We start from the raw sequence: 16,850 nt of genomic DNA on the forward strand, positions 1-16,850 counted from the left end.
ATCGGCAAAGGGTCTTCGTCGCTTCCGGGACGTCGGGTGGGGGGACGGGGCGCGCAGGCAGTGCGCGTACGTCAGCGCACACATCGCGCCACTCCGCCCTGTCCGCTGCCGAGGGCGCCGCTGCCGACCCGGCCGCCCTCCTTCGCGAACGACCCGTAGAAATCCGTGGAGTTCATGCTCAGAAGTCCCAGCCGTCGTCGTCGGACTCGTCCTTGACGGGCTCGGGGGAGGCGAACGACTCGCCGACCATGCCGGCGGTCAGCGTGGTGCCGTCCGCCGGGTCGATCAGGATGAACGATCCTGTCCGGCGCGAATCCGCGTAGGAGTCCACCGGCAGGGGCTCCGCGGTGCGGATCTTCACCCGGCCGATGTCGTTGGCGGCGAGCTGTCCCGGGTGCGGGTGCAGGGACAGGTCGTCGAGGGTGAGCCGGGACGGGATGTCCTTGACGATCGCCTTGACCGTGCGGGTGCCGTGCTTGATCAGCACCCGGTGGCCGACGGTCAGCGGCTGGTCGGCCACATGGCAGACGGTCGCCTCCACGTCCTGCGTGGTCGGGGGCGCGTCCTTGCTGGGCACGATCAGATCGCCGCGCGAGACGTCGATGTCGTCGGCGAGCAGCACGGTCACCGACTGCGTCGTCCACGCCACGTCCACCGGCGCGCCCAGCAGGTCGATCCCGGAGATCGTGGAGGTGCGGCCGGACGGCAGGACCGTGACCGGGTCGCCCACCCGGAAGGTGCCGGCGGCGATCTGGCCCGCGTAGCCCCGGTAGTCGGGGTGCTCGGCGGTCTGCGGCCGGATCACGTACTGCACGGGCAGCCGGGCGTGGCAGTGCGCCAGGTCGTGGCTGACGGGGACGGTCTCCAGGTGCTCCAGGACCGTCGGGCCGCCGTACCAGTCCATGGTGGCGGAGGGCTCCACCACGTTGTCGCCAGCGAGTGCGGAGATCGGGATCGCGGTGACCTCCGGGACGCCCAGCTCGGTCGCGTACGCCGTGAACTCCTCGGCGATCGCGGCGAACACGGACTCCTTGTAGTCGACCAGGTCCATCTTGTTGACGGCGAGGACGACGTGCGGGACGCGCAGCAGGGCCGCGATCGCCGCGTGCCGGCGGGTCTGCTCGACGACGCCGTTGCGGGCGTCGACCAGGATCACCGTCAGCTCGGCCGTGGAGGCACCCGTCACCATGTTGCGGGTGTACTGCACATGGCCGGGCGTGTCGGCGAGGATGAACCGGCGCTTCGTCGTGGCGAAGTAGCGGTACGCCACGTCGATGGTGATGCCCTGCTCGCGCTCGGCGCGCAGCCCGTCGGTGAGGAGGGCGAGGTCCGGGCCCTCCTGGCCGCGGCCGGCCGAGGCGCGCTCCACGGCCTCCAGCTGGTCGGTGAGGACCGACTTGGAGTCGTGCAGCAGCCGGCCGACGAGGGTGGACTTGCCGTCGTCGACGGAGCCGGCGGTGGCGAACCGCAGCAGGGTGGTGGCCGAGAGCTCCTCGGCGGTGATCGTGCTCATGGCTAGAAGTACCCCTCGCGCTTGCGGTCTTCCATCGCGGCCTCGGACATCTTGTCGTCGGCGCGGGTGGCGCCGCGCTCGGTGAGCCGGGAGGCGGCGATCTCGGTGATGACCTGGTCCAGGGTCACCGCGTCGGAGTCGACGGCACCGGTGCAGGACATGTCACCGACGGTCCGGTAGCGCACGAGGCGCTTCTCGACGGTCTCGCCGTCCTTGGGCCCGCCCCACTCACCGGCGGTGAGCCACATCCCGGACCGCTGGAACACCTCCCGCTCGTGCGCGAAGTAGATGTCGGGCAGTTCGATGTCCTCGCGGGCGATGTACTGCCAGACGTCCAGCTCGGTCCAGTTGGACAGGGGGAAGACACGGACGTGTTCGCCGGGGGCGTGGCGGCCGTTGTACAGGTTCCACAGCTCGGGCCGCTGGCGGCGCGGGTCCCACTGCGAGAACTCGTCGCGCAGCGAGAACACCCGTTCCTTGGCGCGGGCCTTCTCCTCGTCGCGGCGGCCGCCGCCGAAGACGGCGTCGAACTTCTCCGCCTGGATCCTCTCGGTGAGCGGGAGGGTCTGGAGCGGGTTGCGGGTGCCGTCGGGCCGCTCGCGCAGCACCCCGCGGTCGATGTAGTCCTGTACGGAGGCGACGTGCAGCCGCAGTCCGTGCCGGGCGACGACGCGGTCGCGGTACTCGAGGACCTCGGGGAAGTTGTGCCCGGTGTCGACGTGGAGGAGGGAGAAGGGGATCGCGGCCGGGGCGAACGCCTTCAGCGCGAGGTGCAGCATGAGGATGGAGTCCTTGCCGCCGGAGAACAGGATCACCGGGTTCTCGAACTCGCCCGCGACCTCGCGGAAGATGTGCACCGCCTCGGACTCCAGCGCGTCCAGGTGGCTGAGGGCGTACGGACTGGCCGTGCCCTCCTCGGCCGTGGCGACGGTCGTCACACCAAACCCCTCTCGCTGAGCAGCGCGTACACCGACGCCGCGGACTCCTGCACGGTCTGGTTCTGGGACTCGATCCGCAGATCGGGCGACTCGGGCGACTCGTACGGGTCGTCGACACCGGTCAGCCCGCTCAGCTCGCCCGCCGCCTGCTTGGCGTACAGGCCCTTCACATCGCGTACGGAGCACACCTCGACCGGAGTCGCCACATGCACCTCCAGGTACGCTGCCCCACCCTTCTGGTGACGCCCCCGGACCGCCTCCCGGCTGTCCGCGTACGGCGCGATCACCGGCACGAGCGCCTTCACGCCGTTGCGGGCGAGCAGTTCGGCGAGGAAGCCGATGCGCTGCACGTTGGTGTGCCGGTCCTCGCGGCTGAAGCCGAGGCCCGCGGAGATGAACTCGCGGATCTCGTCGCCGTCGAGCACCTCGACGCGGTGGCCCTCCTCGCGCAGCCGGCCGGCCAGCTCGTACGCGATGGTGGTCTTGCCGGCACTCGGCAGACCCGTGAGCCAGACGGTGGCTCCGGTCGTCACGTGGTTCTCCAATGTCGTAGGCACAGTGGGCTCGGTCATGGGGGTCAGCCGTGCAGTCCGCACTCGGTCTTGGCGCGTCCCGCCCAGCGGCCGGAGCGTGCGTCCTCGCCCTCGAGGACCCGGCGGGTGCAGGGGGCGCAGCCGACGGAGGCGTAGCCGTCCATCAGCAGGGGGTTGGACAGTACGCCGTGCTCGGTGATGTACGCATCGACGTCGTCCTGCGTCCAGCGGGCGATTGGCGAGATCTTGACCTTCTGCCGCTTCTCGTCCCAGCCGACGACCGGGGTGTTCGCCCGGGTCGGGGACTCGTCGCGCCGCAGGCCGGTGGCCCAGGCCTGATATCCCGCGAGCCCCTCCTCCAACGGCCGCACCTTGCGCAGCTTGCAGCACAGGTCGGGGTCGCGGTCGTGCAACTTCGGCCCGTACTCGGCGTCCTGCTCGGCGACCGTCTGGCGCGGGGTGAGCGTGATGACGTTGACGTCCATCACGGCCTCGACCGCGTCGCGGGTGCCGATGGTCTCCGGGAAGTGGTAGCCGGTGTCGAGGAACACCACGTCCACGCCCTTGAGGACCCGGGACGCCAGATGGGCGACCACCGCGTCCTCCATGGAGGAGGTCACACAGAAGCCCTTGCCGAAGGTGTCCACCGCCCACTGGAGGATCTCCAGCGCGGAGGCGTCCTCCAGCTCACGGCCCGCCTGCTCGGCGAGCGCCTTCAACTCCTCGGTCGTACGGCCTTCCTGAACCGTCGTCATATCCGGTCCCCTCCCGTGTCGGTGCGCTGAACGCCCCGGGCCAGCAGCCCGAGGAACTTCAGCTGGAATGCGCGGTTGCATGCCGCGCATTCCCACGCGCCGTGGCCCTGTTCGTTCGGTCGCAGGTCCTCGTCGCCGCAGTAGGGGCAGTGGAAGGGGGCGGCCCGCTCGCTCATGAGAGGGCCTCCTCACCGGCGCGAGCGGCCCAGACGGCGAACCGCTCGCCGTCCTCGCGCTCCGCCTGGAAACGCTTGAGCACCCGCTCGACGTAGTCGGGCAGTTCCTCCGAGGTCACCTTCAGACCGCGGACCTTGCGGCCGAAGCCGGCCTCAAGGCCCAGGGCGCCGCCCAGGTGCACCTGGTAGCCCTCGACCTGTTCGCCTGCGTCGTTCAGGACCAGCTGACCCTTGAGACCGATGTCCGCGACCTGGATACGGGCGCAGGCGTTCGGGCAGCCGTTGAGGTTGATGGTCAGCGGCTCGTCGAACTCCGGGAGGCGGCGCTCCAGCTCGTCGATGAGCGTGCTGCCGCGCTGCTTGGTCTCGACGATGGCGAGCTTGCAGTACTCGATGCCGGTGCAGGCCATGGTGCCGCGCCGGAACGGGGACGGCTTCGCGGTCAGGTCCAGCGCCTCGAGCGCCTCGACCAGCGACTCGACCTGCGCCTCCTCGACATCGAGGACGATCATCTTCTGCTCGACCGTGGTACGGACCCGGCCGGAGCCGTGCGCCTCGGCGAGGTCGGCGATCTTCGACAGCGTGGAGCCGTCGACGCGGCCGACGCGCGGCGCGAAGCCGACGTAGAAGCGGCCGTCCTTCTGGCGGTGCACGCCGACGTGGTCGCGCCAGCGCTCGACGGGCTGGGCCGGGGCCGGGCCGTCGACCAGCTTGCGCTTGAGGTAGTCGTCCTCCAGGACCTGGCGGAACTTCTCCGCGCCCCAGTCGGCGACCAGGAACTTCAGCCGGGCGCGGGTGCGCAGGCGCCGGTAGCCGTAGTCGCGGAAGATCGAGATGACGCCCTCGTAGACGTCCGCGACCTCGTCCAGCGGGACCCAGGCGCCGAGCCGGACGCCGATCTTCGGGTTGGTGGACAGACCGCCGCCGACCCACAGGTCGAAGCCGGGGCCGTGCTCGGGGTGGTCGACGCCGACGAACGCGATGTCGTTGATCTCGTGCGCCACATCGAGGAGCGGCGAGCCGGAGATCGCGGACTTGAACTTGCGGGGCAGGTTCGAGAACGCCTTGTTGCCGATGATCCGGCGCTGGATCTCCTCGATGGCGGGGGAGCCGTCGAGGATCTCGTCCTCGGCGATGCCGGCCACCGGCGAGCCGATGACCACACGGGGGGTGTCGCCGCAGGCCTCGGTGGTCGACAGACCGACCGCCTCCAGCCGCTGCCAGATCTCGGGCACGTCCTCGATGCGGATCCAGTGGTACTGGACGTTCTGCCGGTCGGTGATGTCCGCCGTACCGCGCGCGAACTCCTGGGAGATCTCCCCGATCACCCGCAGCTGCTGCGTGGTCAGCCGGCCGCCGTCGATGCGCACCCGCAGCATGAAGTACTTGTCGTCCAGCTCCTCCGGCTCCAGGATCGCGGTCTTGCCGCCGTCGATCCCGGGCTTGCGCTGGGTGTACAGCCCCCACCAGCGCATCCGGCCGCGCAGGTCGTTGGGGTCGATCGAGTCGAAGCCGCGCTTGGAGTAGATCGTCTCAATGCGTGTCCGCACATTGAGACCGTCGTCGTCCTTCTTGAACTGCTCGTTGCCGTTGAGCGGGGTGTGGTGCCCCATGGCCCACTGCCCCTCGCCGCGGTGACGGCTCACCTTGCGGCGGGGCGCGGAGGCGGCAGGGTTCTGTGGGGTGGCGGCCATCGTGAATACGTCCTTCGGGACAGGCGGAAAGCGGCTCTGACCTGCGCGTACGGGCGCATGGGGGGATATGTGCGCGTCGTTGCGCGAGGGAAAGGCAGGGGAAAGCGGAGGGAAGGCTGGCTCAGGAGACGCGGCGGCGCTGTGCTGTCAGCCCGCCGGACAGATGGCGCTGGACATGCGGCCGAGGTCGACGTGCCGCCGACTCACCAAGGCAATTCCAGTTCCAGACATGACGGAAGCGTGGCACGGCGATCTGGACACAGTCCAGCTTTATCCGCCATGTGGACACCCTTGTCCCGAGATGTGAGACGCGGGTGTCCTCGATCACATGGCGCGCACGGCCCCTTGTCCCCGCAGGTCAGAACCGGTATGCACGGCCCGGTCAGCCGGCCTGCGCACCAGGCCAGGGGCCCGGCGCGGACACTTCGGGCTGCTCCTCCACCTTGGTGTCGAACAGCTGGAAACCCCGCCGCTGGTAGTTCGCCATGGCATGCTCGCCGTCCAGGCTGCAGGTGTGCAGCCACACCCGCTTGGTCTGCGGCAGGCCCGGCCAGCGGTCCCCGAGGTCCCAGGCGCGGGCGGCCCCGTACGACAGCAGGTGCCCGCCGATCCGCCGCCCCCGGAAGGCGGGGAGCAGCCCGAAGTACACGATCTCCACGACCCCGTCGTCCTGCGGCTCCAGCTCCACGTACCCGGCGGGCGTGCCGTGGTCGTGGGCGACCCAGGTCTCGACCCCCGGGCGCGCCAGATGCTCGGCCCAGCGCGCGTACGGCCAGCCCAGCCGGTCGATCCAGCGGATGTCGCCGCCGACGGAGGCGTAGAGGAACCGGCTGAACTCGGGTGAGGGCACCTCGGCGCGGACGATCCGGACGTCACCCTCCGGCGCGGCTGCCGGGAGGAGATCGGTCGGCGCGGTCTGCTCCAGGGACCAGGTGGTCACGGGGATGTTGGTCATGCGGCCAGGGAATCATCGCGGCCGAGGGTCTGTCGATCGCGGTCCACGGGCCGACCGCCCGACCACCGGCCCGCGGCGGTCCGCCCCGGCCGGGCCTGGGCCGACCGCTCCCGCCTCCTACTGGGCCGGCATGCCCGCAGGATGGTCCACGGCCGTGCTCGCGAGCGTGGACAGGGGTGTGGCGAACAGCACGCGGCCGGACTGGGTCCAGACCTCGCCGGTCTCCGCCCAGTAGGAGAGGGACTCCGTGCGGGTGCTCCAGCAGTGGTGCGACCCGTGGGCGCCGCACTCCGCGGCCCGCGCCCCGTCCTCCTCGGCGGTGGTCTGCCGCCACAGCACACCGTGCCGGTCCCCGGCCCCGGCCGCCCGGCTCACGTACCAGGCGCCGCCGTACGACAGCACGCCCCGCACTCCGGTGAGCTTCGTCTGGTACGCCTCCGACACCCGGGCGCGTCCGTCGGCGCCGTCGGCGAGCAGGCCCGTGCGTCCGGCGGCCGTGCTGAACGGATAGCGCCACAGCCGGGCGACCCGGTCACCGCCGTCGAGGGTCCACTCGCCGGCGACCAGCGTGTCCGGGGCGGTGCTGCGGTCGAGGGAGATCGTCGTGGGCCGTGGGGCGTCCGCGCCGTCGAGCCGGTAGGAGCCCACGGCCGGCAGGACGAACCGGTAGCCGTGCGCCGACCAGCCGCCGTCGATGCGGCCGACGGCCTCGCCGAGGACGTCGGCGCGCTGGACGCGGTTCATGTCGTACACGTACAGCGCGGCCGTGTCCCCGTCGTCGGCGGTGACCAGCAGCTTGTCCTGGTACCAGACCATCCCGGAGACATGGGAGACCAGCCCCCGGTAGTCCCGGCCGCCGTCCACCGGCACGGCCAGCAGCACCCAGGTGTACGAGAGGCGGCCGAGGTCGTTGGCGTCGACGAACGCGACCCGGGCCAGGCCCTGGTCGGCCGGGGTGCCGCCGGTGTCCGACCAGGCGGAGAGCACCACCCGGTTGCTGCCCCAGACGCCGTCGTCGTCCGCGTCGCCCGACGTGGTGACCGCGCCCGGCTCCCAGCCCTCGGTGTCGCCGCTGTTCCAGCAGTACGCCCGGGTGGCCGCGGGGGAGACCGGAAGGTCCGCGCGTTCGGCCGTGGAACAGTCGTCCGCGTCGCGCAGCGCGCCGTCGGCGTGGGCGAGCACGGCGCCCACCCCGACCGGCTCACCCATCGCGCCCGCCAGCCGGTTCAGATCGGCCTGCGGCACCATGTCCTGCGTCAGGCCCGGCCGCCCCGTCCCCGCGGCGGCCAGCGGCTTCAGGGCCCCGGGGCCCTCGTCGGTGACCGTGGCCTGGGAGGCGCTGATCATGGTGGCTGCGGCGGTGAGGGCGAGAGCCGTCCCGGCCAGGAACGCCCGTACCGCCCTGCCCCGCCTGCGCCGGCGATGTCGGCCGCGATGTCTCATTCGTCCTCCCGAGGCGGGCCAACTGCGCCTGATGATCCGTACGTTGACCGAGGAGCAGGTGGGGTGACCCGTAGAGGGATGCTACGGCAGAGGGGGGCCGTCCCGGACGAAGACCTCGCAAATATGCGGAAGATGCCACCGAGTGCAGCATTCTCGCTACAGTGAGCCATCACGGCGTGCCGGCCCGGTCCCGCAGGACCGCGGGCGCCGTCGAGTGCGGCAACAGCCCCGCCCGGTCGGCCGGAAGGAGCACCTCGACCTCCGCCTCCTCGCAGAAACGATACGGCCGGTGTTCCAGGAAACCCCCCAGATACCGCCGTACCCGCGACATCTCGGCCCGCACCGTCACCGTGCGCGCCGGATCGCCGAACATGTCCTCCGCCAGCCCCGACGCACTGCGCCCGCCCCGGTGCGCCGCCAGCACATACAGCAACTCCGCGTGCCGCGGACTGAGTTCGTGCGACCAGGTGCCCGCCCCGCCCGACACCGTCACCGACCAGCGCCGCGCCCGGCTCACATCCAGCACGATCCGGGTCGCGTCCCCCGGCGCCCGCCCGCCCGCCTCGTCCACCGGGCGCACCAACCAGCCCCCGGCCAGCGGCTCCAGCGTGCACAGCCCGAGCGCCGGCAGCCACCGCCGCCCCGCCGAGGGCGACTTCGGCAGCGCGATCCGGGCGGCGTACGGCATCCCGCTCACCGCCGCCGTCCAGCCGTCCCCGTCCACCACCACCGCCCGGCCGCCCAACCGGGCCAGCACCGGCGCCGCCACCGCCCGCAGCCGCTCCAGCGACCCCACGTGCACCTCCCGCAGCCGCGCCTCGGCGAGCTTGGCCACCGACTCCACCCACGCCAGCGTCGCCGGATGCATCGTCTCCAGCGGCCCGCTGACATCGACCACCCCGAGCAGCCGCCCGTCGCGCGGATCGCAGATCGGCGCCCCCGCACACGTCCAGCTCCCGTGCGACCGTACGAAATGCTCACCGGCGAACACCTGCACCGGCCGCCGCACCACCGCCGGCGTGCCCACCCCGTTGGTGCCGACCACGCCCTCGCCCCAGTCCGCGCCCGGCTCCAGCCCCAGCCCGTCCGCCCGGCGCAGCACCGGCGGACAGCCCTCCCGCCACAGCACCCGGCCCGCCCCGTCGGCGACCACCATGATGTGCTGCGCCACGTCCGCCACCGACAACAGCCCCTCGCGCAGCACCGGAAGCACCTCCCGCAGCGGCGACTCCTCCCGCAGCCGCCGCACTTCGTCCGCGCCCAGCGTCCCCGGCGGGAAACCGTGCTCCGGATCCACCCCGCCGCGCAGCACCCGCTCCCAGGACTGCTCGATCACCGGACGCGGCGCCACCCGCGCCCGCCGGCCGGCCAGCCGCGCGTCCCGCATCTCGTTGAGCACCCGCGCCGCCCGCGCGGCGTCGACGGCCGCCAGCCGGGACACGTTCATCGGCGAGTGGGCCACAGGAGCCTCCCGGGGGACACGGAGTGATGCAACCGACAGTTTCCGACCGGTCGTTTCCGGCCGATGGTCTCCGACCGACTGTTTCCAGTCGTGCCGAAGGCCCCCATCTTGCCGCCCGCCCCGCCCGGAGGGGTGCACTCCGGTCACAACCGCCCACAAGTTGCAACCCCTTGCAACCCTGGTGAACATCCACAGCGTGTCCGAAACTTGAGCCACGCCGTCCCGAGCGGCGATTCTGGCCTCGCAGGGCCAAAGCCGCGGGGGTGGTGCCGTGTCGGCGCAGCACCACCCCCGCACCTGTCCGCCCAGCTCAGACCCCGGGTGCGGCCCGCTCCACCAAGGCCCCCAGCGCAAGGCTGTGCGGCAGCGTGCCGAACGCCGCACCCCCGTCCCCGCCGAGCCGCGACGCACAGAACGCGTCGGCCACCTCCGGCGGCGCGAACCGCACCAGCAGCGCCCCCTGGAGCACCAGTGCGAACCGCTCCGCCAGCCGCCGCGCCCGCGCCTGGACCCCGTGCAGATCGGCCAACTCCGTCAGCAGCCCCCTGATCGCCCCGTCCAGCCGGTGATCCGCCCCGCGCGCCCGCCCCACCTCCCGCAGATACGCGTCCAGCGCCCCCGGCTCCCGCTGCAACGCCCGCAGCACATCGAGCGCCTGCACATTGCCCGCGCCCTCCCACACCGAGTTCAGCGGCGACTCGCGCACCAGCCGCGGCATCCCCGACTCCTCCACGTACCCGTTGCCGCCGAGGCACTCCGCCGCCTCCACCACCAGCGGCGCACAGCGCTTGGTCACCCAGTACTTCGCCGCCGGCACCGCGATCCGCAGGAACGCCCGCTCCTGCTCGCCCCCGTCGTCACAGGCCGCCGCCAGCCGCAGCCCCAGCGTCGTCGCCGCCTCCGACTCCACCGCCAGATCCGCCAGCACGTTGCGCATCAGCGGCTTGTCGAGCAGCCGCCCTCCGAACGCCTCGCGGTAGGTGCAGTGATGGACCGCCTGCGCCACCGCCTGCCGCATCAGCCCCGCCGACCCCAGCACACAGTCCACCCGGGTCGCCGCCACCATGTCGATGATCGTGCGCACCCCCCGCCCCTCCTCCCCGACCCGGCGCGCCCACGTCCCGTCGAACTCCACCTCCGCCGACGCGTTCGACCGGTTGCCCAGCTTGTCCTTCAGCCGCTGCAGCCGGAACACGTTGCGGTCCCCGTCCTGAAGCACCCGCGGCACCAGGAAGCACGTCAGACCCTCCGGAGCCTGCGCCAGCACCAGGAAACCGTCCGACATCGGCGCCGAACAGAACCACTTGTGCCCCGTCAGCGCATACGTCCCCGCCTCCGCCAGCGGCACCGCCCGCGTCGTGTTCGCCCGGACGTCGCTGCCCCCCTGCTTCTCCGTCATCCCCATCCCGAACAGCGCCCCCGCCTTCAGCCGCGCGGGCCGCAGACCGCGGTCGTAGACCTGGGACGTCAGCCGGGGCTCCCACTCCGCGGCCAGCTCCGGATCCGTCCGCAGCGCCGGCACCGCCGCGTGCGTCATCGACAGCGGACAGCAGGTGCCCGCGTCCACCTGCGTCCACACCACGAACGCCGCCGCCCGCCGCACCTGCCCGCCCGGCCGCGTCCACGCCGCCGTCAACCCGGCGCCCACCCCCTTGCCCAGCAGCCGGTGCCACGACGGATGGAAGTCCACCTCGTCCACCCGGTGCCCGAACCGGTCGTGCGTGCGCAGCCTCGGCGGATGCGTGTCCGCCTGCACCGCCCACTCCCGCAGCTGCTCCGACCCGGCGGCCCGCCCCAGCCCGGACAGCTCGCCGTGCGCCTCCTCCACCAGCGCGGGATCCAGATGCCGCTCCACGGCCGACACCAGGGCCCGGTCGGCGCCGTAGACGTCGTACCCGCTCAGTTCGGGGGGCTGGTTGGTCACCGTGTGCGTGCTGCCTGCCATACCGCGAACCTACCCCCGGGTACGCCCCCGACGCCGACCCGAGACCCGCGCGCCGCGCCCCGACCAGGCGATGTGGCCTTGCCGGAGGTGAGTGCAGACCCGAACGGCGGATACCTTTAGGGCGTGCAGCCAGCAAGTCAGTCACCCGAGCAACCCGGAGGCCCCACGGGACGCCTCCACCGGGCGCGTGCCCTCTACCGGAACGTCTCCAAGCGCCGGACCGCCTGGCTGCTGTTGAAGGACACCGTCAACTCCTGCATCGAGTACCGCATCCTCGGCCTCGCCGCCGAAGCCGCGTTCTTCACCCTGCTGTCCGTGCCGCCCCTGCTGCTCAGCCTCATCGGCCTGCTCGGCTACGTCGACGACTGGACCGGCACCGACTCCATCAGCAGCCTGGAGAGCAACCTCCTCGAAGCCTCCCGCACGGTCCTGTCCGACAAGGGCGTCGCACAGATCGCCCAGCCCATCCTCGACGACGTCATGAAGGGCGGCCGCCCCGACGTCATCTCCATAGGCTTCCTGTTCGCCCTGTGGTCCGGCTCCCGCGCCGTCAACGTCTTCATCGACACCATCACCGTCATGTACGGCCTCGACGGCGTCCGCGGCATCGTCAAGACCCGGCTGGTGGCGTTCCTGCTGTTCCTCGCCGCCCTGCTGATCGGCTCCGTCGCCCTGCCCCTCATGGTGGCCGGACCCGACGCCGTCGTGCGGATCGTGCCCTGGTCGACCACCCTCGTCCAGATCCTGTACTGGCCCGTGGTGATCGTCCTGTCCGTGGCCTTCCTGACCACCCTCTACCACGTGTCCGTGCCCGTGCGCTCCCCGTGGATCGAGGACGTCCCCGGCGCGCTCGTCGCCCTCGCCATGTGGGTCCTCGGCAGCTTCCTGCTGCGCATCTACCTCACCCACACCATCGAGGGCGCCTCCATCTACGGCTCCCTCGCCGCCGCGGTCGCCGTCATGCTGTGGATCGGCGTGTCCGCCTTCGCCGTACTGGTCGGCGCCGCCGTCAACGCCGCCATCGACCGGGTCTGGCCCGCCGCCGCGACCGCCGCCGCCCGCGCCGCCAACGAACGCGTCCGCGAGGAGGAGGCCGCCGAGTACGTCGCCCGCATGGCCGCCGCCCGCACCCACGACGACGACCCCGACGACCCCGACATGCCCTCCGAGTTCCCCGAACGCTGGTCCCGCTTCCTGCCCCCCGACGACGTCACCGCCCGGCTGCGCACCCACGCCAGGACCTCCCCGAAGCAGAACGGCACGACGGGGACCCACGGGGAGGAACCGGGGCCGGGGGAGAACGGGAAGTGAGCACGGGCGGCCCGGTGACGCCCCGCGACGACGCGTGACCTCGGGTGACCCCCGGCCGGGGCGGCGTAGCCTGGCACCCGTGTACCAGGAACGGCCCTCCCGGCTGGCCGGCGCGGTGGTCTGGACGAACGCACCCGTGCCCGGATCCCACGCGCTCCCCGTCCTGCCCGACGGCTGCATGGACCTGCTGTGGAACGACGGCCGCCTGCTGGTCGCCGGCCCCGACACCCGCGCCCATGTCCCCGACGGACCGCCCACGGCCTGGGCCGGCGTCCGCTTCTACCCCGGCACCGCGCCCGCCCTGCTCGGCGTACCGGCCCACGCGCTGCGCGACCGCCGCGTGGACCTGGCCGACCTGTGGCCGGCGGCCCGCGTACGGCGTCTGACCGCCCGCGTCGCCGCCGCCCCCGACCCCGCCACGGCCCTGGAGGACCTGGCCCTGGAGCGGGCCGCGCCGCCCGACCCCGAACTGCGCCGACTGGTCACCGCGCTCGCCGGGGGCAGCTCCGTCGCCGCCACCGCTGACGCACTCGGCCTGGGCGCCCGGCGGCTGCACCGCCGCTCCCTCGCCGCCTTCGGCTACGGCCCGAAGACCCTCGCCCGGATCCTGCGGCTGCGGCGCGCCCTCGACCTCGCCCGCGCCGGAGTGCCGTACGCGGACACCGCGGCCCGCGCCGGATACGCCGACCAGGCCCATCTCGCCCGTGACGTACGGGAGTTCACCGGCACCACACTGAGCGGCCTACTGAGGCCCTAGCGGCGCGAACAGATCGACGCCGTTGCCGTCCGGGTCGTGCACCACGGCGTACCGCTGGCCCCAGAACGCGTCCCAGGGCTTCAGCTCGCCGTGGTGGCCGGCGCCCACCAGCTCCTCGTACACCGCGTCGACCTCGGCCGGCCCGTCGCAGCGCAGCGCGAGCGAGGCCCGGCCGCCCCCGGACGGCGCACGCCAGCCCGGATGGAAGGACCGCACGGTCTCCTCGGTGTCCAGCAGCAGCCGCAGCCCGCCCGGCAGCTCCGCCTCGGTGTGCGGCTCCCGCTCGGCGCCGTCGGGGAACGCGAACCCCAGCCGGCGGTAGAAGGCGACGGCGGCGGCCATGTCGGAGACCACCAGCCCGATGGCATCGAATCGTGTACGCATACGGCCACCGTAGGCGCGGCGGGGTGGCCGGTCTTGAAGGAAACGGACAGCCCGGCCCGAACGGGCCGGTGCCCCCGTCAGCCGAAGCGCACCGGCCCGTTCGGGCTGTCCACCGTGAAGGAGAACGCCGCCGGGCCCTCCGTGAGGCGCAGGTCCGTGCCGAGGAGCGCCAGCAGCGGACGGAGCTCCTCGGGGTCGGGGGCCGTGGCGGTCAGCTCCCGCAGCGGGGTCACCGGCAGCCCGGACGCCGACGGGTGGGGCGCCGCACCCCAGTCGATGAGGAACGGCACCAGACCGGACGGGTGCGGGCGGCCGCCGTCGGTCAGCCGCCACCGCAGCAGCGTGCCGTCGGGCCGCCGCCGGCTCATCTCCCGTACGTCACCCGGGTCGTAGCCCCCGGCCCGGGCCGCCGCGACCGTCGCGTCCAGGTCCGCCGGGCCGATCGCCCAGGTGAGGACCCGCGCCCGGTCGAGACCGTCCACGCCGAACGGGCGCGGACCCGCCGGTGCGGGCCGCTCCGGATCGGGGCCGAGGATCTCCAGATACGCGCCACCGCCCAGCCCCACCAGATGGTTGCGGGTGCCGTGCTCCGGATGCACCCCGCCCGGCGCGGGCGCCACTCCCGTGCGCCGGGTGAACTCCGCGACCGTCGCCGTCAGTTCGGGGGTCGCGAGGACGATGTGGTCGAGACGTGCAGGAATGGTGTTCATCCCGGCCGAGCCTACGCGCCCCGCCGCAGGCAACGCCCGCGCCTGTGGAACGCCGGTGCGGCACGACGGCGCCGTGACCCCCACCCCGCGCCCCCTGCGCGGACCCCGCCGAACCGACCGCCCGGGCCCAGGCGTTGGGGATCGCCCCCCGAACTCGTCCGCACCACCGACGTCGACGGCCACACCCTCGCCCGGCAGTCCGTCGGCGTGTACGGCGACGACGGCTTCTCCGCCTCCTGGTTCTCCCGGAAGGCCGGCGCCTCCTTCCGGCTCGCCGTCGACCGCGCCACGTTCACCGCCGCCGACTGCCCCGACCAGCCGGTCCCCGGCACCGACGGCCCCTCCACCACCTGCGTCCGCGACGGTGACGCCTGGTACCGCACCACCGACGGACACAGCGAGTACGCCCTGCCGGAGAAGGGCCTGGTCGTCCGGGTCAGCGGCGACGGCGTACCGCGCGCCGACCTGCCCCCGGAGGGCGACGGCGCCCCCGACAACCACGTCGGCACGGGCGGCTGAAAGTTTCGCTCGACGATCTCTCTGGGACACCGCCGCCCACGGCCATAGGCTCGACGGCATGACCGCCCGCCTGCTCGTGTACACCCGCACCACCGCCTACCGCCACGACTCCATCCCGGACGCCGTCACCGCCGTACGGACCCTGGACGGCTTCACCGTCGACCACAGCGAGGACCCGGCGGCCCTGGAGGCCCCCCTGGACGCGTACGCGGCCGTGGTCTTCCTCTCCACCAGCGGCGAGGTCCTCACCCCCGCCGGACGCTCTCGCCTCACCGCGTACGTCGGCGCGGGCGGCGGCTTCGTCGGCGTGCACGCGGCGGCCTGCACCGAGTACGACTGGCCGTACTACGGCGAACTCCTCGGCGCCCGCTTCGATCGCCACCCCGCCCACCAGCCCGGCAAGGCGGTCGTCGAGGACCACGACCACCCCGCCACCCGGCACCTGCCCACCGTCTGGGACTTCACCGACGAGTGGTACGACTTCCGCACCAACCCCCGCGGCCGGGTCCGCGTCCTCGCCTGCGCCGACGAGTCCTCCTACGAGGGCGGCGGGATGGGCGCCGACCACCCCCTGGTCTGGTGCCGCGAGGAAGGCGCGGGCCGTGTCTTCTACACCGCTCTCGGACACGCCTCCGAGGCCTACCGCGACCCCGGCTTCCTGGCCCATCTGCGGGGCGGGATCGCCTGGGCGGCCCGGGTGGGCCAGGACGCCCAGTGACGTTTCTGCGGTGAACCGCTTCCGCCATCGGGGTGAGTGACCCCCGCGCCGGGAACGGTCCGCACCAGCCCGCCGGAGATCCTCCTGTCCGGTGGCAGGAACCGTCAGGAGGAGCCGGACGTTGACTTACGGGACCAAGCTGCGGGAGCGGATCGCCGCACCGGGGACCACCCCGCTGATCGGCGTGTACGACATGTACTCGGCGTCGATCGCCGCGCAGCACTACGACGGGATGTTCGTCTCCGGGTTCGGCTTCGCCGCCTCCTACTACGGACTGCCCGACATCGGCTTCATCGCCTGGCCCGACATGATGGCGTTCGTCCAGCGGCTGCGCGGCGCCTTCCCCGGCCACCATCTGCTGGTCGACATCGACGACGGCTATGTCGACCCCGAGGTCGCCTGCCACGTGGTGGAGGGCCTCGAACGGATCGGTGCCTCCGGTGTGGTCCTGGAGGACCAGAAACGGCCCCGCCGCTGCGGCCACGCCGACGGCAAACAGGTGCTGCCCCTGGAGGAGTACCTCGCCAAGCTGGAGATGGTCCTCGCCACCCGCCGGGACCTGCTCGTCGTGGCCCGCACGGACGCCACCGACGAGCACGACATCCTGCACCGCGCGGAGACGCTCGCCGCCACCGACGCGGACGTGGTCCTCGTCGACGGCGTCCGCAGCGTCGACTGGATCCGCCGCATCCGGGCCGTCACCGGCGGCAAGCCACTGCTGTTCAACCAGATCGCGGGCGGCAAGTCCCCCCGGCTCTCCCTCGGCGAACTCGACGCCCTCGGCGTGGACGTCGCGATCTACAGCACGCCCTGCCTGTTCGCCGCCCACGAGGCCATGCACGCCGCCCTCACCGAACTCCGCCGCGCGGACGGCCGGTTGCCCGAGAAGGGCAACGCCCCCGACGGGGTGGGCGTGGACACCGCGACCCGCCTCCTGGAACGCAACATCACCCGCAGCCGCGACCAACGGACGGCCACAGCCACCCCGGGCCCGCGCACCGGCACCCGACATCCGGCCGACCTGGAGGCCTGACCAG

The 16,850-nt window shown here is 72.7% G+C and carries 18 protein-coding genes; 5 read left to right on the forward strand and 13 right to left on the reverse strand.

Going from position 1 to position 16,850, the window contains the following annotated elements:
* Positions 1 to 178 precede the first annotated feature (178 nt).
* The 11 genes from ACYQ8Q_RS35025 to ACYQ8Q_RS35075 all read right to left on the reverse strand — a co-directional run bounded on the left by ACYQ8Q_RS35025 (position 179) and on the right by ACYQ8Q_RS35075 (position 11,414).
* Positions 179 to 1,513, reverse strand: a complete 1,335-nt coding sequence (locus tag ACYQ8Q_RS35025; protein WP_460070653.1) for a sulfate adenylyltransferase subunit 1 — start codon at positions 1,511 to 1,513, stop codon at positions 179 to 181.
* A 2-nt stretch (positions 1,514 to 1,515) separates the two neighbouring features.
* Complete coding sequence (gene cysD, locus ACYQ8Q_RS35030) at positions 1,516 to 2,451, reverse strand: sulfate adenylyltransferase subunit CysD (RefSeq protein WP_460070654.1); 936 nt, start codon at positions 2,449 to 2,451, stop codon at positions 1,516 to 1,518.
* Entirely contained in the window at positions 2,448 to 2,984 is a 537-nt protein-coding gene (gene cysC / locus ACYQ8Q_RS35035) for an adenylyl-sulfate kinase (protein ID WP_460070655.1), read from the reverse strand. Before cysC ends, cysD begins: the two co-directional genes overlap by 4 nt.
* Positions 2,985 to 3,028: 44 nt before the next feature.
* On the reverse strand, positions 3,029 to 3,739 hold the full coding sequence (locus ACYQ8Q_RS35040) for a phosphoadenylyl-sulfate reductase (protein ID WP_460070656.1): 711 nt from the start codon (positions 3,737 to 3,739) through the stop codon (positions 3,029 to 3,031).
* Positions 3,736 to 3,915 carry a hypothetical protein gene (locus tag ACYQ8Q_RS35045; protein ID WP_055637400.1) on the reverse strand — a complete coding sequence of 60 codons (180 nt, stop codon included), beginning with the start codon at positions 3,913 to 3,915 and terminating at the stop codon, positions 3,736 to 3,738. Before ACYQ8Q_RS35045 ends, ACYQ8Q_RS35040 begins: the two co-directional genes overlap by 4 nt.
* Positions 3,912 to 5,609 carry a nitrite/sulfite reductase gene (locus ACYQ8Q_RS35050; protein ID WP_460070657.1) on the reverse strand — a complete coding sequence of 566 codons (1,698 nt, stop codon included), beginning with the start codon at positions 5,607 to 5,609 and terminating at the stop codon, positions 3,912 to 3,914. The genes ACYQ8Q_RS35045 and ACYQ8Q_RS35050 overlap by 4 nt, the downstream gene beginning before the upstream one ends.
* 147 nt (positions 5,610 to 5,756) lie before the next feature.
* Complete coding sequence (locus ACYQ8Q_RS35055) at positions 5,757 to 5,840, reverse strand: putative leader peptide (RefSeq protein WP_309500612.1); 84 nt, start codon at positions 5,838 to 5,840, stop codon at positions 5,757 to 5,759.
* A gap of 151 nt (positions 5,841 to 5,991) precedes the next feature.
* Positions 5,992 to 6,564 carry a GNAT family N-acetyltransferase gene (locus ACYQ8Q_RS35060; protein ID WP_460070658.1) on the reverse strand — a complete coding sequence of 191 codons (573 nt, stop codon included), beginning with the start codon at positions 6,562 to 6,564 and terminating at the stop codon, positions 5,992 to 5,994.
* Between the two features lie 117 nt (positions 6,565 to 6,681).
* Positions 6,682 to 8,007 carry a hypothetical protein gene (locus ACYQ8Q_RS35065; protein ID WP_460070660.1) on the reverse strand — a complete coding sequence of 442 codons (1,326 nt, stop codon included), beginning with the start codon at positions 8,005 to 8,007 and terminating at the stop codon, positions 6,682 to 6,684.
* A 169-nt stretch (positions 8,008 to 8,176) separates the two neighbouring features.
* Positions 8,177 to 9,469: a GAF domain-containing protein gene (locus ACYQ8Q_RS35070; protein ID WP_460070661.1), complete on the reverse strand. Its 1,293-nt coding sequence runs from the start codon at positions 9,467 to 9,469 to the stop codon at positions 8,177 to 8,179.
* Between the two features lie 310 nt (positions 9,470 to 9,779).
* Positions 9,780 to 11,414, reverse strand: a complete 1,635-nt coding sequence (locus tag ACYQ8Q_RS35075; protein WP_460070662.1) for an acyl-CoA dehydrogenase family protein — start codon at positions 11,412 to 11,414, stop codon at positions 9,780 to 9,782.
* A gap of 123 nt (positions 11,415 to 11,537) precedes the next feature.
* Between ACYQ8Q_RS35075 and ACYQ8Q_RS35080 the strand changes: the two genes are divergently transcribed.
* Both ACYQ8Q_RS35080 and ACYQ8Q_RS35085 read left to right on the forward strand, forming a co-directional pair.
* The gene (locus ACYQ8Q_RS35080; protein ID WP_460070663.1) at positions 11,538 to 12,725 is read left to right on the forward strand and encodes a YihY/virulence factor BrkB family protein; all 1,188 of its coding nucleotides are present in this window, start codon (positions 11,538 to 11,540) and stop codon (positions 12,723 to 12,725) included.
* Positions 12,726 to 12,804: 79 nt separating this feature from the next.
* The gene (locus tag ACYQ8Q_RS35085; RefSeq protein WP_460070664.1) at positions 12,805 to 13,482 is read left to right on the forward strand and encodes a helix-turn-helix domain-containing protein; all 678 of its coding nucleotides are present in this window, start codon (positions 12,805 to 12,807) and stop codon (positions 13,480 to 13,482) included.
* Here the strand turns inward: ACYQ8Q_RS35085 and ACYQ8Q_RS35090 are convergent.
* Positions 13,468 to 13,866, reverse strand: a complete 399-nt coding sequence (locus ACYQ8Q_RS35090) for a VOC family protein (RefSeq protein ID WP_460070665.1) — start codon at positions 13,864 to 13,866, stop codon at positions 13,468 to 13,470. The two genes, ACYQ8Q_RS35085 and ACYQ8Q_RS35090, sit on opposite strands and share 15 nt — an antisense overlap.
* Positions 13,867 to 13,943: 77 nt before the next feature.
* Positions 13,944 to 14,576 (reverse strand): VOC family protein, encoded by a 633-nt coding sequence (locus ACYQ8Q_RS35095; RefSeq protein WP_460070666.1) that lies wholly within the window; start codon positions 14,574 to 14,576, stop codon positions 13,944 to 13,946.
* A 207-nt stretch (positions 14,577 to 14,783) separates the two neighbouring features.
* Between ACYQ8Q_RS35095 and ACYQ8Q_RS35100 the strand changes: the two genes are divergently transcribed.
* From ACYQ8Q_RS35100 to ACYQ8Q_RS35110, 3 genes are all read left to right on the forward strand, one after another.
* Positions 14,784 to 15,095: a hypothetical protein gene (locus ACYQ8Q_RS35100; RefSeq protein WP_460070667.1), complete on the forward strand. Its 312-nt coding sequence runs from the start codon at positions 14,784 to 14,786 to the stop codon at positions 15,093 to 15,095.
* Between the two features lie 58 nt (positions 15,096 to 15,153).
* Complete coding sequence (locus ACYQ8Q_RS35105) at positions 15,154 to 15,813, forward strand: ThuA domain-containing protein (RefSeq protein ID WP_460070668.1); 660 nt, start codon at positions 15,154 to 15,156, stop codon at positions 15,811 to 15,813.
* A gap of 121 nt (positions 15,814 to 15,934) precedes the next feature.
* On the forward strand, positions 15,935 to 16,846 hold the full coding sequence (locus ACYQ8Q_RS35110) for an isocitrate lyase/PEP mutase family protein (RefSeq protein ID WP_460070669.1): 912 nt from the start codon (positions 15,935 to 15,937) through the stop codon (positions 16,844 to 16,846).
* The last annotated feature ends 4 nt before the right edge of the window (positions 16,847 to 16,850 follow it).

The organism is Streptomyces sp. YKOK-I1 (genome assembly GCF_054660435.1).

Coding starts and splice junctions, on each gene's coding strand:
- ACYQ8Q_RS35025 (WP_460070653.1), bottom strand. CDS start 1,513: ATGAGCACGATCACCGCCGAGGAGCTCTCGGCCACCACCCTGCTGCGG.
- ACYQ8Q_RS35040 (WP_460070656.1), bottom strand. CDS start 3,739: ATGACGACGGTTCAGGAAGGCCGTACGACCGAGGAGTTGAAGGCGCTC.
- ACYQ8Q_RS35045 (WP_055637400.1), bottom strand. CDS start 3,915: ATGAGCGAGCGGGCCGCCCCCTTCCACTGCCCCTACTGCGGCGACGAG.
- ACYQ8Q_RS35050 (WP_460070657.1), bottom strand. CDS start 5,609: ATGGCCGCCACCCCACAGAACCCTGCCGCCTCCGCGCCCCGCCGCAAG.
- ACYQ8Q_RS35055 (WP_309500612.1), bottom strand. CDS start 5,840: ATGTCTGGAACTGGAATTGCCTTGGTGAGTCGGCGGCACGTCGACCTC.
- ACYQ8Q_RS35060 (WP_460070658.1), bottom strand. CDS start 6,564: ATGACCAACATCCCCGTGACCACCTGGTCCCTGGAGCAGACCGCGCCG.
- ACYQ8Q_RS35065 (WP_460070660.1), bottom strand. CDS start 8,007: ATGAGACATCGCGGCCGACATCGCCGGCGCAGGCGGGGCAGGGCGGTA.
- ACYQ8Q_RS35075 (WP_460070662.1), bottom strand. CDS start 11,414: ATGGCAGGCAGCACGCACACGGTGACCAACCAGCCCCCCGAACTGAGC.
- ACYQ8Q_RS35090 (WP_460070665.1), bottom strand. CDS start 13,866: ATGCGTACACGATTCGATGCCATCGGGCTGGTGGTCTCCGACATGGCC.
- ACYQ8Q_RS35095 (WP_460070666.1), bottom strand. CDS start 14,576: ATGAACACCATTCCTGCACGTCTCGACCACATCGTCCTCGCGACCCCC.
- ACYQ8Q_RS35105 (WP_460070668.1), top strand. CDS start 15,154: ATGACCGCCCGCCTGCTCGTGTACACCCGCACCACCGCCTACCGCCAC.